This is a genomic window from Streptomyces tropicalis (assembly GCF_029269835.1).
GTDB classification, from domain to species: domain Bacteria; phylum Actinomycetota; class Actinomycetes; order Streptomycetales; family Streptomycetaceae; genus Streptomyces; species Streptomyces tropicalis.
Genome location: NZ_JARJBB010000006.1, coordinates 262,501 through 277,542 on the forward strand (window position 1 = coordinate 262,501; position 15,042 = coordinate 277,542).

The following is a 15,042-nucleotide window of genomic DNA, read 5'->3' on the forward strand; positions in this document are numbered from 1 at the left end:
CGGGAGGGGGTGCCGTCGCGCTACGGCGCGAGGATGTCCAGTTCCTGCAGCGCCCCCACCGTGATCTCGCGGGTGAGCTGCTCCGCGCGCGCCGCGTCCCCGGCGCGGACCGCCTCGGCGACCTGGACATGGAGCGTGACGGCCGCCGGGTCGGGGTCCTCGAACATCACCTCGTGCTGGGTGCGGCCGGTGAGGACCTCGGCGACGACGTCGGCGAGCCGGGCGAACATCTCGTTGCCGGACGCGGTGAGGATCACGCGGTGGAAGGCGACGTCGTGGAAGAGGTACGCCTCCAGCCGGTGGCCGCGCGAGTTGGCCACCATGCCGAGGGCGCACGCGGTGAGTTCGGCGCACTGCTCCGCGGTGGCGTGCCGCGCGGCCAGGCCCGCGGCGACCGGTTCGACGGCCGAGCGGAGCACGGTGAGCGAGCGCAGCTGGCGCGGGCGGGCGGCGCCGGCCAGGCGCCAGCGGATGACCTGCGGGTCGTAGACGTTCCACTCCTGCTCGGGCAGCACGGTCACGCCCACCCGGCGCCGCGAGGCGACCAGGTGCATCGACTCCAGCACACGGACCGCCTCGCGCATCACCGAGCGTGAGACGTCGAAGCGCTGGGCCAGCTCGTCGGTGCGCAGCACGCTGCCCGGCGGGTACTCCCCCGCGGTGATCGCGGGCCCGAGGGTGTCCAGTACGCGGCCGTGCAGCCCCCGGCCCGTGGTGCTCATGCACTCAGCGTACGGGGTGGATCACGGAACCAAAAAGTCAGACTTATTTGTCACAGACTCTTGAATTCGTCGTACCTAATCGGTTTCAGTTGCCCGGACATCACGTGTCGACGAAGACAGCGAGGCAGCAATGAGTACCCCCCGAGTCGTCGTGGTCATGGGGGTCGCAGGCACCGGCAAGACCACCATCGGTCCCCTGCTCGCGGCCCGGCTCGGCGTCCCGTACGCCGAGGGCGACGACTTCCACCCCCCGGCCAACATCGCCAAGATGTCGGCCGGCACCCCGCTCACCGACGACGACCGCAGCCCGTGGCTGGACGCCATCGGCGGCTGGGCACACGCGCGGGCGGAGCTCGGCGGGGTGGTCAGCAGCTCGGCGCTGAAGCGGGCCTACCGTGACCGGCTGCGGGCCGCGGCACCCGACCTCGTCTTCGTGCACCTCACGGGCGACCGCCGGCTCATCGAGGAGCGGATGGGACACCGGCAGGGGCACTTCATGCCCACCGCTCTGCTGGACTCCCAGTTCGCCACGCTCCAGCCGCTGGAGCCGGACGAGACGGGCGTGGAGGTGGACGTCTCGGGCAGCCCCGAGGAGATCACCCTCCGCGCCGCCGAGGCGCTCCTGGCCCTCGGCCGGTCCACCGCCCGACCCGCGCGGTAGGCGTCCCACCCCGCCCGGGGCCGCTCCCCCGGGCCGCCTTCCGGCACCGCTCCCGGGCCTCCCCGGGGCACGGCCGCCGGGCCTCCGCGCGCCCACCCACCCGTAACCGAGAGTTCCTCTCCTCACCCAAGGGACCGAACACCCGTGACCAGACTCAGCGTCGAGATGCTGGCAGCGGACACCGTCCAGCCCATCACCTCGGCCGGCCACGCCCGGCTCGGTATCGCCGTGCTGGCGGGCATCGCCGTCATCGTCCTGCTCATCACCAAGTTCCGGCTGCACGCGTTCCTGGCACTGACCATCGGGTCGCTGGCGCTCGGCGCCTTCGCCGGGGCACCGCTCGACCAGGCCATCACCAGCTTCACCACCGGGCTCGGCACCACGGTCGCCGGGGTGGGCGTGCTGATCGCGCTCGGCGCGATCCTCGGCAAACTGCTGGCCGACTCGGGCGGCGCCGACCAGATCGTCGACACGATCCTCGCCCGGACCGGCGGCCGGTCGCTGCCGTGGGCGATGGTGCTGATCGCCTCGGTGATCGGCCTGCCGCTGTTCTTCGAGGTCGGCATCGTGCTGCTGATCCCGGTCGTCCTGATGGTCGCCAAGCGCGGCAACCACTCCCTGATGCGCATCGGCGTCCCGGCACTGGCCGGCCTCTCCGTGATGCACGGCCTGGTCCCGCCGCACCCCGGACCGCTGGTCGCGATCGACGCGGTCAAGGCCAACCTCGGTGTGTCGCTGGCGCTCGGCATCCTGGTCGCGGTGCCCACCGTGATCATCGCCGGCCCGGTGTTCTCCCGCGTCGCGGCCCGCTGGGTGGACGTGCCCGCCCCCGAGCGCATGATCCCGCAGCGCCCGTCCGAGGACCTGGAGAACCGCCCCGGCTTCGGCGCCACCCTGGCCACCGTGCTGCTGCCGGTGGTGCTGATGCTGGCCAAGGCGCTCGCCGACGTCGTCGTCGACGACCCGGCGGACGTGACGCAGCGCGTCTTCGACGTCGTCGGCTCCCCGCTGGTCGCGCTGCTCGCCGCGGTGCTCGTGGGCATCTTCACGCTCGGCCGGCCCGCCGGGTTCAGCAGGGAGCGGATATCCGCGACCGTCGAGAAGGGCCTCGCGCCCATCGCCGGCATCCTGCTCATCGTCGGCGCGGGCGGCGGCTTCAAGCAGACGCTGATCGACTGCGGCGTGGGGCAGATGGTCCTGGACGTCTCCAAGCACTGGGCGATCCCCGCGCTCCTGCTGGGCTGGCTGATCGCGGTGGTGATCCGGCTCGCGACCGGCTCGGCGACCGTGGCGACGGTCTCGGCGGCCGGCCTGGCCGCGCCGCTGGCGGCCGACATGTCGACCGCGCACGCCGCCCTGCTGGTCCTGGCCATCGGCGCAGGCTCGCTGTTCTTCAGCCACGTCAACGACGCCGGCTTCTGGCTGGTGAAGGAGTACTTCGGCCTGGACGTCGGCCAGACCGTGAAGACCTGGTCGGTGATGGAGACGATCATCTCGGTCGTCGCCGGCGGCCTGGTGCTGCTCCTCTCCCTGGTCATCTAGACCCCGCACCCCGCACCCCGGCCCGGCTCCCCGCGCACCACTACTCCGCGGGGGTCCGGGCCGGCGCCGTGCCCGGGGCCGTCGTGCCGGGGCGTCACCGTGCCGGGGCCCGGGAGCCGGGCCTCCCGTCCCCGCCCTACGGCCGCCACAGCGGGTGCTCGGTGCGGGCCCAGGCGCGGCTCACCCTGCCGGTGCGCAGGCCGCGGCGGGCCTCCGGGTCGGCGACGGCCATGCCGACGTGGCCGGCCAGGACGATGCCGACGGTCAGGGCCAGCCAGTCGTGCACGAAGGTGGCGCCGGTGCGCCACACCAGCGGCGTCAGGTGGGTGAACCACATCAGCAGACCCGTGCCGAGCATCACGAGCGTCGCGCCGGCGATCCAGGACGCGTAGACCTTCTGCCCGGCGTTGAACTTGCCCGCGGGCCGGGACTGCGGACGCCGGTCGCGGCGCAGCGCGGCCCGCAGCCAGACCCGGTCGTGCGGGCCGAAGCGGTTGAGCAGGCGCAGGTCGACCCGGAAGGCGCGGGAGGCGAGGCCGAGCAGCACGGGCAGCGGCAGCGCCGCCCCGGCGAACTCGTGGACGCGGACGACCAGTTCACGGCGGCCGACGAGTTCGGCGAGCTGCGGCACGTACAGGCAGGCCGCGGTCGCCACGCAGACCCCCATCAGGGCGGCCGTGCCCCGGTGCACCCAGCGCTGGGAGGGCCCGAAGCGGCGCACCTCGGCGGCCTCCGGGGCCGGCGCCTCAGCTCGTGGGCTCATCGTCGCGTCCGTTCGAGCGGCCGACCCAGGCGTCGACGTCGTAGCCGCGCTCCTCCCAGTAGCCGGGGCGCACCTCGTCGGTGACGGTGATGCCGGAGAGCCACTTGGCCGACTTGTAGAAGTACATGGGGGCGACGTAGAGGCGGACGGGGCCGCCGTGCTCGTGGCCGAGGGGCCTGCCCTGCATGCGCAGGGCGGCCAGGACGTCGGGGCGGCGTGCCTGTGCGAGGGTGAGGCTCTCGGTGTACGTCCCGTCGAAGCAGGTGAAGCGGACCGCGCGGGCCGTGGGGCGCACCCCGGCCGCGTCCAGCAGCCGCGACAGCCGGACCCCCTGGAAGGCGGTGCCGGGCACCCGCCAGCCGGTGACGCACTGCACGTCGCGCACGATGCGGGTCTGCGGCAGCGCTCCGAGGTCCGCCAGGGTGTACGTCGCCGGGTGGTCGACCAGGCCGTCGACGGTGAGGCGGTAGTCGGTGGCGTCGCGGTGCGGGACGGAGGCCGCCACCGAGTAGTAGCGGAAGCCGCCGCCGTTGGGGAGCAGTCCGGTCAGGCCGGTGGGGTCCTTGCCGGAGACGGCTCCGAGGACGGACTCCAGGCCGCGTTGCAGCGTGGGGGCGGCGACCACCCCGAGGGCCCCGAGGCCGAGGGTGCCGAGCAGGACGCGACGGCCGACGGGCCGCCCCTCCTCCTCCGGTTGTTCGGAATTCACCTCTCCATTCGAGCACCCGCGGCCCCCTCGCGGCCAGGGATCGCGGGTACGCGTCAGACTTCGGTCATCTTTCCCGGCGCCGCCCCGGTACCGGCGCCGCCGCGCGCCGGGCCGCTACGCGCCGGACGGCGGGGTGGCGCCGGCGCCGCCGCGCGCCGCCTTCTCCAGCTGGAAGGCCTCGTTGCCGAGCCCGATGCGGGCGTGTGCCTCGGGCCTGCGGGAGCGCAGGACGGCGCCCTGGACCAGGCCGGCCACGAGGGCGAGTCCGACGATGCCGGGGAGCAGCCGGCTCAGCAGGGAGCCGGAGCCGACACCGACCAGGACGTCGAAGTCCTTGACGGTGTATCCGGCGATCACCAGCAGCGCCAGGCCCGCCAGCACGGAGGTGGCCAGGCGCCAGGCCTGTGCCGCCGCGGCACCGCGGCGGACGAAGAAGACGACCACCGACAGGGAGGCCGCCGCCATCAGCACGATCACCCCGAGTGCGCCGACGTTGCCGAACCAGGTGAACAGGTGCAGCACCGGCGCGGTGGGGTCGCCGGCCGGCTTGTCGTCGGCGACCGCGAAGGCGGCCACGACCAGCAGCGAGACCACGGTCTGGGAGAGCGAGCCGGCGGAGGGGGCGCCGCTGGTGCGGGAGGTGCGTCCGAAGGCGACGGGCAGCAGCCCCTCGCGGCCCATGGCGAAGGCGTACCGGGCCACGACGTTGTGGAAGCTGAGCATGGCCGCGAACATCCCGGTGACGAAGAGCAGGTGCAGCACGTCGGTGAAGGTGCCGCCCAGCCGCGACTCCGTCAGGGAGAACAGCAGCCCGGCGCTCTCCTTGCGGGCGGCGCCGACGATCGCGGACGGGCCCGCGGCGACGGTGAGCGCCCAGCAGCTGATCGCGAAGAACACGGCGACCCCGGCGACGGCGAGGAACATCACGCGCGGCACCAGGACGTGCGGGCGGCTGGTCTCCTCCGCGTACACCGGGGCCTGTTCGAAGCCGAGGAAGGCGGCGATGCAGAAGCACAGGGCGGTGCCGATCCCGGCGCCGCCGAGGGTGTCGGGGTTGAAGGCGTGCAGGGAGAGGCCCTCGCGGGCGGGGTCGGCCACGGCGGCGACGTCGAAGACGACCACCAGGGCCACCTCGATCACCAGCAGCACGCCCAGCACGCGGGCGTTGACGTCGATCTTGAGCCAGCCGAGCGCACCGACGACGAGCACGGCCGCGAGGGCGGGTATCCACCAGGCGACGGTGGCGTGGGCGTAGGTCGCGAGGAGGTCGGACACCTCGAAGCCGAAGAGGCCGTAGATGCCGGCCTGGAGGGCGTTGTAGGCGACGAGGGCGACCAGGGCGGCGCCGGCTCCCGCGGTGCCGCCGAGTCCGCGGGAGATGTACGCGTAGAACGCGCCCGCGTTGTGCACGTGCCGGCTCATCTCGGCGTAGCCGACGCCGAAGAGGGCGAGGACCACGCCGAGCGCGACGAAGAGCAGGGGCTGCCCGACGATGCCCATCACCGCGAATGTGGTGGGCATGACACCCGCGACCACCATGAGCGGGGCGGTCGCGGCGAGGACGGAGAGCAGCAGGCCCCCCGTGCCGAGGCGGTCGGCGCGCAGCGCGCGGTGCTCGCCCCTGAAGGTGCTGATGCCGCCGCCGTCTGCGGCGGCTCTGCTCGTGCTCGAACTGCCCGTCGTCATCGGGTCGTCCTTTCGGGCTCCGGGTGCGGTGGGGTCGTACGGGGCTGCGGGAGGTGCACGGGCCGGGTCACACGGTGCCGAGCGCGCCGGCGCGGGCGGCGCGGAAGGCGGTGACCGGGTCGCGGTCCGGGTAGGACCACGGCGCGGGGGTGCCGTGCGGGCCGATCCGGAGGAACAGGGCGGCCGCCTCCGCGCCCCGCCCCTCGCAGTACTTGGCGTGGGCGAGGAAGTTCAGGTCGACCAGGCGGCGCGGGTGGCCCTCCTGCTCCCACTCCAGCCACCAGTCGAAGGCGGCCTTCAGCACCTGCCGGGCCCGGCGGCCCTCCCAGTGCCCGGAGGAGGCCGGGTCGGCGGACACGTGCCCGCGGGCGGCCAGGACGCGGTGGCGCTCGGCGTGCGCGACCACGGGCAGCACGGCCAGCGGCGAGTCCGCCGGGGCCTGCTCGGCGGCCCAGGCGGCGAACTCGTACACCTCGTGCAGCGGGTCCGGGCCGGCCTCGGAACGGCGTTCGGCGAGCCGGGCCACGACGAGGTGGTGGGCGTGGTGGTGGTCCCGGTGGCGCTGCCGGATCTCCTCGTACAGCCGGACCGTTTCCCCGGCGGACCCGGCGGACCCGGCGGAGCCGGCGGACCCGGCGTTCTCGGGGCCCCGCTCCAGCAGGAGCAGTCCGAGCCAGGGGGTGGGGTCGGCGGGCACGAGCGCGGCGGCGGCCCGGCAGGCGTCGCGGGCCGCTCCGGGCTCCTCCCGGCCCGCCAGGGCGCGCTGGACCAGGGCGGCGCCGAGCAGCACGGCCGCGTCGGCGGACTCCGGCTCGGCGAGCAGCCAGTCCTTCACCCATGCGGCGGTGTGCCGTTCCCGGGCAAGCACGGTGATCCGGTGCCCCCGGCGGTCCCAGTCGTCACCGGTGCGCACCAGCAGCGAGCGGACCGCCTGCCAGCGGCCCTGGGCCAACGCGGTGCGCGCGGCGACGAGTTCGGTGTCGTCGAGAGCGGCGTCGAAGACCTGTGCCGCACGTCTGCGGGCACGGCCGAGGGGAGGCGGGGGTGGGGGCACCGCGGGACTTCCTCACGCGCTTTCGTCTTGTGGTCCGGCTCACGCCACGGCGGGCGTGCGGGGCACCGGCCCGCCACCGGCCGATCACGGACAGCAAACCGGCAGCCCGCGCCCGGCGTCAAGGCCCGGAGGGATCTCGTCCGCCCCAACTCACCTGGCACACAGGACACTTGTGCACGCATCGCCCGTCCGGCACCGATGGGACGGCGGCCCGACACGTCCTCACCCGCATGGCGCAGTGGGCGTGTCGCGATGTGGCGCACGCCATGGCGCACCCGCCCGGGGCGTCCCACCATGGTCGTACGGCCGAGCCGTCGCCCCGGACCACCGGGCGCCGTGACCGCGCCGGCAGCCCGGTTCCGGGCGCTCCCGGGCAGGCGCCCTCCGGAACGCTAGAGTCGACCCTCACGCACCCCGTGGCCCGGCCGGATGATCGAGGTACGCAGCGTGTCGGTACTGGTTCTGATTCTTGCGGTGAGCGCTGCCTGCTGCGTGGGCTTCGGATTCGTGCTCCAGCAGAACGTGGCCCAGCAGGCACCGCTCAGCGACTTCCTCTCCCCGCGGCTGCTCCTGGACCTGATGCGGGTGCCGCGCTGGCTGGGCGGCACCGCGCTGATGGTGGCCGGGATGGGTCTGGGCGCGGTGGCGCTGGGCCGGGGCGAGGTGTCCCTGGTCGAGCCGCTGCTCGCGACGAACCTCCTCTTCGCCCTGGCCCTGTCCCGCCGGCAGACCCGGCAGCCGCTCGGCCGCCAGGGCTGGGCGGGGCTGGCGCTCCTGGCGGGCGGGGTGACGGCGTTCATCGTGGCCGGCCGGCCGCAGGCGGGCAGCGCCGTGACCAACCCGCTGCGCCACTGGCTCATCATCGGCGTGATGGTCGGCCTCGCCCTGCTGCTGACCACTTGCGCCAAACGCTCCCGGCTCGGCGGGGCGCCGGTGCTGCTGGCGCTGGCCGCCGGGCTGCTCTACGGCGTGCAGGACGCCCTCACCCGGGTCAGCGGCCAGCGCTTCTCCGCGGGCGGCTGGACGGACCTGGTCACCGGCTGGCAGCCCTACGGGGTGCTGGCGCTCGGCGTGACCGGGCTGCTGCTCGTGCAGAGCGCCTTCGAGACGGCACCCCTGCGGACGTCGCTGCCCGCGCTGACCGCGACCCAGCCGCTCGCCGGGATCGCCTGCGGGGTGGGTTTCCTCGGGGACCGGCTGCACGCCGACACCGGGGCGCTCGCCTGGGAGGCGGCCGGGCTGGCGGCGATCGTGACGGGCATCGTGCTCCTCGGGCTGCATCCGGCGATGCCGTGCGGCCCGGCGGTCACCGAGCCGAGCCACGACCTGCAGCGGCGCTGAGCCCGGCTCCGGCGCGCCCCGCCACCGCCCGCGGACGGTCCGGCCGCGCACGGCGGCCCGCGGCACCCGGCCCGCCTGCTTGGATGGGCGGCATGAGCGCTGCGGAGGAGATCCTCGACATCGTGGACGAGAACGACCGGGTCGTCGCGCGGCGGCCGCGCGGCGAGGCGTACGCGGAGGGCCTGCGGCACCGCTGCGTCTTCGTCGAGGCCCGGGACGCCGAGGGCCGCGTGTTCGTCCACCGCCGCACCGCGACGAAGCTGGTCTTCCCCTCGCTCCACGACATGTTCGTCGGCGGGGTCGTCGGCGCGGGCGAGTCCTACGACGACGCGGCCCTGCGCGAGGCCGAGGAGGAGCTCGGCGTGAGCGGCCTGCCCCGCCCGGAGTTCCTCTTCAAGTTCCTCTACGACGACGGCGCCGGCCGCACCTGGTGGTCGGCGGTGTACCAGGTGGTCTGCGCGCTGCCGGTGCGGCCGCAGGCCGAGGAGGTCGCCTGGCACGCCTTCCTGCCCCCCGAGGAGGTGGAGCGGCGCCTCACGGAGTGGGAGTGGGTGCCCGACGGGCGGGCCGCGTACGAGCGGCTGAAGGCGCACCGCTCCCCCCGGTGACGTGCGCCGGGGCGCGGTGCCGGTCGGCAGGGCCGGCCCCGTGACCGACTTCGCCCGGAACGTCCGCCTGCGGTTCTCCCCCGAGGAGGTCAGGGACGGAGGGACGCACGCCCGACCACCGCTTCTCCCCGGCGAACGAGCGCACCTTCCCGGCCCGGCCGCGCACCGGGCCGGCGCTGATCGGCGGCGGCTTCGCGGTGGTTCCTGCCGGCACGGCACCGGGGACACACCCCGGCCCGCAGCCGCACCCCGCCCGCGACGACCCGGCGGCTTGCCGCCGCGGCGGCCCCGTGCACGGCGGCCCCGGCGGCGTGCACGGCGGCGGTGGCCGGCCGGGACACCGTGCAGCCGATCACGTTCGGCCCGCCCACTGGACGACATACCGACCGGTCGGCATCATGGTCGGGTCCCACCCGATCGTCCCCAGGAGCCACGATGAGCCCCGACCACCCGCCCGGACTCGACCTCGACCGTCTGCGCGGCCTGCTCGACCGCGAGCGGCCCGGCCTGGCGCAGGGGGCCCTGACCGGCCGGCTGATCGAGGGCGGGCGGTCGAACCTGACCTACGAGGTCTCCGACGGCGCCTCCCGCTGGGTGGTCCGGCGCCCTCCGCTGGGGCACGTCCTGGCCACCGCGCACGACATGCGGCGCGAGCACCGGGTGATCGGCGCGCTGCACCCGACCCGGGTGCCGGTGCCCCGCCCGGTCCTGCTGTGCGAGGACGAGGAGGTCCTCGGGGCCCCCTTCTACGTCATGGAGTTCGTGGAGGGCACGCCGTACCGGACCGCCGGCCAGCTAGCCCCGCTGGGCGCGGAGCGCACCCGGAAGGCGGTGCTGTCGCTGGTGGACACCCTGGTCGAGCTGCACGCGGTGGACCCCGCCGCGGTGGGACTGGAGGATTTCGGGCGGCCGGAGGGCTTCCTGGACCGGCAGCTGCGGCGCTGGGGCAAGCAGCTGGACGCCTCCCGCAACCGCGAGCTGGCCGGCGTCGACGAGCTGCACGCGGCGCTCGGCCGCGCGCTGCCCTCCTCCCCCGCACCCGCCGTCGTGCACGGCGACTACCGCCTGGACAACGTCCTGATCGGGGACGACGACGGGATCCGGGCGATCCTCGACTGGGAGATGTCCACCCTCGGCGACCCGCTCACCGACCTCGGCCTGCTGGTGATGTACAGCACGCCGCTGGGCATGGCCGGCTCCCCCGTCTCCACCACCGCCGAGGCCGCCGGCCATCCGGCGCCCGCCGAGCTGGTCGAGCGGTACGCGCAGCGCTCGGGCCGGGACGTCTCCGCGGTGTCGTGGTACACGGCGTTCGCCTGGTTCAAGCTCGCGGTGATCCTCGAGGGCATCCACTACCGGTACACGCTCGGCCAGACGGTCGGCCGCGGCTTCGACCGCATCGGCGACCTGGTGCCGGTCTTCATCGAGCACGGCCTCACCACGCTGCACGACGGCCTTCAGGAGGGCTGATCCGCCATGGACTTCGCATTCGACGCGCGCACCGAGGAACTGCGCGCCAGGCTCACCGCCTTCATGGACGAGCACGTCCTCCCGGCCGAGCAGGTCGCGCACGAGCAGCGCGCCCGGCTGGCGTCGCCGTGGGACACGCCCGCGGTCGTCGAGGAGCTGAAGGCCGAGGCCCGCCGGCAGGGCCTGTGGAACCTCTTCCTGCCCGACTCCGCCTACGGCGCCGGGCTGACGAACCTCCAGTACGCCCCGCTCGCCGAGATCACCGGCCGCTCCCCGCAGCTGGCGCCGACCGCGACGAACTGCGCGGCCCCGGACACCGGCAACATGGAGGTGCTGGCGCAGTTCGGCGACGAGCGGCAGCGGAAGCAGTGGCTGGAGCCGCTGCTGGCGGGCGAGATCCGCTCGGCGTTCGCGATGACCGAGCCCGAGGTGGCCTCGTCGGACGCCACGAACATCACCACGCTGATCGAGCGGGACGGCGACGAATACGTCGTCACCGGCCGCAAGTGGTACATCTCCGGGGCGATGAACCCGGACTGCCGGATCCTCATCGTGATGGGCAAGACCGACCCGGACGGCCCGGACATCCGCCGCCAGCAGTCGATGGTCCTGGTGCCCCGCGACACGCCCGGGGTGACCGTGCGGCGCGCCATGCAGGTCTTCGGGTACGAGGACCACTACCACGGCGGCCACGCCGAGGTGGTCTTCGACCGGGTTCGCGTGCCGGTGTCGAACCTGATCGGCGAGGAGGGCGGCGGCTTCGCCATCGCGCAGGCCCGCCTCGGCCCCGGCCGCATCCACCACTGCATGCGGCTGATCGGCATGGCGGAGCGGGCGATCGAGCTGATGTGCCGGCGGGCGGTCTCCCGGACCGCCTTCGGCAAGCCGCTGGCCCAGCAGGGCGTGGTGCACAACTGGATCGCCGACGCCCGGGTCACCGTCGAGCAGCTGCGGCTGCTGGTGCTGAAGACGGCCTGGCTGATGGACACGGTCGGCAACCGGGGCGCCCACACGGAGATCCAGGCCATCAAGATCGCCACACCGCGGGCGGTGGTCGACATCATCGACCGGGCGATCCAGCTGTACGGGGCGGGCGGTGTCAGCCAGGACTTCCCGCTGGCCGAGCTGTACGCCGGGGCCCGGACCCTGATGATCGCCGACGGGCCGGACGAGGTGCACCAGCGGTCGCTGGCGCGGCGGGAGCTGAAGACGTACCTGTGACGGTGCGGGGCGGCCGCGCCTCGCGGCCGCCCCGCGGCACCGGCGGGCGCGGCCCGGGCCCCCACGCGCACAGCGTGGGGGCCCGGGCCGCGGCCGTCCGGCGTCAGGGGCGCAGGGCCCGCAGCAGCAGGTCCGCCAGGTGGCCGGCGACCTCCTGGGCGTCCAGGGGGCCGTCGGGGCGGTACCAGGTGGAGAGGTGGTGGACGGATCCGAAGTGGTAGTCGACCACCAGGTCCGCCGGGGTGGCGCGGGAGAAGACGCCCGCCTCCTGGCCCTCCTCGACGAGCGCACGGAAGCGTTCGTGGTAGCGCCGGCGCTCGGCGCGCACCTGCTTGTTCTTCTCCGGGCTCAGGTGGTGCATGGAGCGGAAGAAGATCATCGCGTCGTCGAGGTTCTCGATGGTGGTGACCACGACGTCCGCGGCCGCGGCCCGCAGCCGCTGCTCGACCGGCTCGTCGGCGTCCGCGAAGGCGTCCAGGCGCTCCTGCTGCACCCGCAGGACGCGCGCGTACACCTCGTGCAGCAGGTCGTCCTTCGATCCGAAGTAGTGGTAGAGGGCCCCCTTGGTGACGCCGGCCGCCTCGACGATCTCCTGCACCGAGGTGCGGTCGTACCCCTGCTCGGCGAAGAGCCGGGTGGCGGCGGCCAGGAGCCGCTGAGGCACGGGGGTGCCGTCCGTGTCCGTCGTCCTGGGCACTGCCGCCACCTGCCTTTCCGTCGTTGTGCTCAGTTGTCGTCCGCTCGGGAACGCAGTTCCCGACGGAGGATCTTCCCACTCGCCGTCTTGGGCAAGTCCGGCAGGATCTCCACCTGCCGCGGGTATTTGTAGGCGGCCAGTCTCTCCTTGCAGAAGGCGGCGAGGTCACCGGGGTCGGCCGCGGCCCCGGGGCGCAGGCTGATGTACGCCTTGACGGTCTCCCCGCGGTAGCCGTCGGGCACCCCGACGACAGCCGCCTCGCGCACCGCCGGGTGCGTGTAGAGCACGTCCTCGACCTCGCGCGGCCACACCTTGAAGCCGGACGCGTTGATCATGTCCTTCTTGCGGTCGACGACGTACAGCCAGCCCTGCTCGTCCATGAACCCGATGTCGCCGGTGCGCAGTTCGCCGTCGGGGAAGGTCTCGGCGGTGGCGTCCGGGCGCCGCCAGTAGCCGGGCACCACCTGGGGTCCGCGGACGACGATCTCGCCCTGCTCGCCGAACGGCACCTCGCGGCCCTCGTCGTCGACGATCCGGACGACGGTGTCGGCGCCCGGCACACCGACCGCGAGCGTGCCGGAGACCGGGTCGACGGGCGCCTCCCGGCCGGGAGGCACGGAGGCGCAGGGGGCGGTGCACTCGGTGAGGCCGTAGCCGTTGCGGAGGTACGGCCCGAAGCCGGCCCGGAACTTCTCCACCAGCGCGGGCGGCAGCGGGGCGCCGCCGGAGGAGATGACGCGGAAGGAGGAGAAGTGGTCCGGGGTGGCGTCGGGACGGGCGGCCAGGGCCATGAAGGCGGTGGCCGGTCCGACGGTGTAGTGCGGGCGGTGCTCGGCGAAGGCGTCGAGGACGACCCCGGGCTCGAAGCGGTGGGCCAGCACCAGCGTGCCCGCGCTGTTCAGGCAGGCGCCGAACTGGCAGACCATGCCGGTGATGTGGAACAGCGGCGCCATGGCGAAGTAGACCGGCCCCTCGGGCAGGTCCAGGGTGGTCCGCTGGCGCTCGGCGTTGTGCATGATGTTGGCGTGCGTGTTGGTGGCGCCCTTCGGGGTGCCGCTGGTGCCCGAGGTGTAGCTGATCAGGGCGATGCCGTCCGGGGCGGGGTCGGTGCCCCGGGGCGCCGGGTGGCCCTGCCGGGCGACGGCCACCAGGTCGTCGGCGTCGGGGGCCTGGGGGAGCCGCTCGAAGGCCAGCACGCGCGCGTCGTCGCGGGTCTGGAAGTCCCGCTCGCACGCGGTGAGCACGATCCGCACCGGGGACTGCGCGGCCGTCCCGCGGAGATACGCCTCCCAGGCCCGGTCCGTGCAGACGAGCGCGGCCACCTCGCCGTCCCGCAGGACGTGGCCGACCTCCGCCGACTTGTACATGGGGTTGACGGGGACGACGGTGGCGCCTGCCTTCCAGGCACCCAGCACGGCGAGCACGAAGTGCGGGGAGTTCTGCAGCAGGACGGCCACCCGGTCGCCGGGCCGCAGGCCGCGCGCGGCGAGGTGGCCGGCGACGGAGTCGGACAGCGCGTCGACCTCGCGGTGGGTGAGGCGGGCGTCGAAGTAGGCGAGGCAGACGCGGTCCGGGGCCTCGGCGACGGCGCGGCGCAGGGCGTGCACGAGGGAGCCGGCGGGGTCGACGGGGGCGCGCTGGGCGTCGTCGAGGAGGTCCAGCCAGGGGCGGGACGCGTAGCGGGAGGCGGTCACCGGGTCTCCTCCCACTGGCGCTGGAGGTGGTTCATGCCGTTCAGCCAGCGGTCGGGCTCACCGGCCCGGGCCTGGTAGTACCCGGCGACCTCGGGGTGCGGGAGGATCAGGAAGCGGTCCTCCTCGATGCCCCGGAAGAGGGCGTCCGCGACGTCCTCCGGTTCGATGGCGGTGGGCCTGAGCACGAGGTCGCCCGCGCTGCCGGTGGCGGCCAGCATGTCGGTGCGCACGCCCTGCGGGCAGATCGCGTGCACCTTGACGCCGCGGTGGCGGTAGGTCAGCGACAGCCACTCGGCGAAGGCGTACGCGCCGTGCTTGGTGACGCTGTAGGGCGCGGCGCCGATCATGGTCAGCAGTCCGGCGGCGGAGACGGTGGAGACGAAGCGGCCCGCGCCGCGCTCCAGCCAGCCGGGCAGGAGGGCGTGGGCGGCGCGGACGTGGGCCATGACGTTGACGTCCCAGGCCTGCGCCCAGACGTCCTCGCCGGCGGCCTCCGACCCGCCCGAGCCGACCCCGGCGTTGGCGCAGTAGACGTCGACGGTGCCGTCCAGCGCGTCGAGGGCCGCGGCGACGACCGCGGAGGCGTCACCGGGGACCGCGATGCCCCCGGTCTCCCCGGCGACCGCCTCGGCCCGCTCGGCGTCGAGGTCGTTGACGACGACGCGGGCCCCCGCGGCGGCGAACCGGCGGGCCAGCGCGGCGCCGATGCCGCCTCCGGCCCCGGTCACGACCACTCCAGCACCTTGAACGGCTTTCACCATCGGTCTCCTTCGACACGACGTTGCGGGCGCCTGCCGCGCCGCGCACCGGCTCTGCTCGACAGCCAGACTAACCGGTCGGTATGTAACGGTGGAAGAGCAGGGCAGACGCGGCC

14 protein-coding genes are annotated in these 15,042 nt (G+C 74.3%); 6 read left to right on the plus strand and 8 right to left on the minus strand.

Translation table 11 applies throughout. The annotated features are described in order from the left end of the window. Positions 1-20: 20 nt before the first annotated feature. The gene (locus tag P3H78_RS15035; RefSeq protein ID WP_276109467.1) at positions 21-722 is read right to left on the minus strand and encodes a FadR/GntR family transcriptional regulator; all 702 of its coding nucleotides are present in this window, start codon (positions 720-722) and stop codon (positions 21-23) included. A 130-nt stretch (positions 723-852) separates the two neighbouring features. Here P3H78_RS15035 and P3H78_RS15040 point away from each other — a divergent pair, with 130 nt between their 5' ends. Both P3H78_RS15040 and P3H78_RS15045 read left to right on the plus strand, forming a co-directional pair. Then, positions 853-1,383, plus strand: coding sequence for a gluconokinase (locus tag P3H78_RS15040; protein ID WP_276109468.1), 531 nt, complete (start codon positions 853-855; stop codon positions 1,381-1,383). Positions 1,384-1,527: 144 nt separating this feature from the next. Continuing rightward, the gene (locus tag P3H78_RS15045; protein WP_276109469.1) at positions 1,528-2,925 is read left to right on the plus strand and encodes a GntP family permease; all 1,398 of its coding nucleotides are present in this window, start codon (positions 1,528-1,530) and stop codon (positions 2,923-2,925) included. A 136-nt stretch (positions 2,926-3,061) separates the two neighbouring features. On the opposite strand, the gene P3H78_RS15050 is transcribed toward P3H78_RS15045, so the two are convergent. The 4 genes from P3H78_RS15050 to P3H78_RS15065 all read right to left on the minus strand — a co-directional run bounded on the left by P3H78_RS15050 (position 3,062) and on the right by P3H78_RS15065 (position 7,137). Continuing rightward, positions 3,062-3,688 (minus strand): cytochrome b/b6 domain-containing protein, encoded by a 627-nt coding sequence (locus P3H78_RS15050; RefSeq protein WP_276109470.1) that lies wholly within the window; start codon positions 3,686-3,688, stop codon positions 3,062-3,064. Beyond that, positions 3,672-4,397, minus strand: a complete 726-nt coding sequence (locus tag P3H78_RS15055; RefSeq protein ID WP_276109471.1) for a molybdopterin-dependent oxidoreductase — start codon at positions 4,395-4,397, stop codon at positions 3,672-3,674. Before P3H78_RS15055 ends, P3H78_RS15050 begins: the two co-directional genes overlap by 17 nt. 114 nt (positions 4,398-4,511) lie before the next feature. Further along, on the minus strand, positions 4,512-6,083 hold the full coding sequence (locus P3H78_RS15060) for an APC family permease (protein WP_276109472.1): 1,572 nt from the start codon (positions 6,081-6,083) through the stop codon (positions 4,512-4,514). A 67-nt stretch (positions 6,084-6,150) separates the two neighbouring features. After that, positions 6,151-7,137: a hypothetical protein gene (locus P3H78_RS15065; RefSeq protein ID WP_276109473.1), complete on the minus strand. Its 987-nt coding sequence runs from the start codon at positions 7,135-7,137 to the stop codon at positions 6,151-6,153. Between the two features lie 447 nt (positions 7,138-7,584). Between P3H78_RS15065 and P3H78_RS15070 the strand changes: the two genes are divergently transcribed. The 4 genes from P3H78_RS15070 to P3H78_RS15085 all read left to right on the plus strand — a co-directional run bounded on the left by P3H78_RS15070 (position 7,585) and on the right by P3H78_RS15085 (position 11,777). Beyond that, positions 7,585-8,478, plus strand: a complete 894-nt coding sequence (locus tag P3H78_RS15070; RefSeq protein ID WP_276109474.1) for a DMT family transporter — start codon at positions 7,585-7,587, stop codon at positions 8,476-8,478. Between the two features lie 92 nt (positions 8,479-8,570). Next, the gene (locus P3H78_RS15075; protein WP_276109475.1) at positions 8,571-9,086 is read left to right on the plus strand and encodes an NUDIX hydrolase; all 516 of its coding nucleotides are present in this window, start codon (positions 8,571-8,573) and stop codon (positions 9,084-9,086) included. 435 nt (positions 9,087-9,521) lie between these two features. Then, the gene (locus P3H78_RS15080) at positions 9,522-10,556 is read left to right on the plus strand and encodes a phosphotransferase family protein (protein WP_276109476.1); all 1,035 of its coding nucleotides are present in this window, start codon (positions 9,522-9,524) and stop codon (positions 10,554-10,556) included. A gap of 6 nt (positions 10,557-10,562) precedes the next feature. Next, a complete protein-coding gene (locus P3H78_RS15085; protein ID WP_276109477.1) occupies positions 10,563-11,777 on the plus strand; it encodes an acyl-CoA dehydrogenase family protein in 1,215 nt (404 codons plus the stop codon). 103 nt (positions 11,778-11,880) lie between these two features. On the opposite strand, the gene P3H78_RS15090 is transcribed toward P3H78_RS15085, so the two are convergent. Genes P3H78_RS15090 through P3H78_RS15100 form a run of 3 tightly spaced genes read right to left on the minus strand, consistent with a single transcriptional unit; the run spans position 11,881 to position 14,929 of the window. Next, on the minus strand, positions 11,881-12,474 hold the full coding sequence (locus tag P3H78_RS15090) for a TetR/AcrR family transcriptional regulator (RefSeq protein ID WP_276109478.1): 594 nt from the start codon (positions 12,472-12,474) through the stop codon (positions 11,881-11,883). 29 nt (positions 12,475-12,503) lie between these two features. Beyond that, entirely contained in the window at positions 12,504-14,168 is a 1,665-nt protein-coding gene (locus P3H78_RS15095) for a class I adenylate-forming enzyme family protein (RefSeq protein ID WP_276109479.1), read from the minus strand. Beyond that, the gene (locus P3H78_RS15100; RefSeq protein WP_276109480.1) at positions 14,165-14,929 is read right to left on the minus strand and encodes an SDR family oxidoreductase; all 765 of its coding nucleotides are present in this window, start codon (positions 14,927-14,929) and stop codon (positions 14,165-14,167) included. Before P3H78_RS15100 ends, P3H78_RS15095 begins: the two co-directional genes overlap by 4 nt. Positions 14,930-15,042 lie beyond the last annotated feature (113 nt).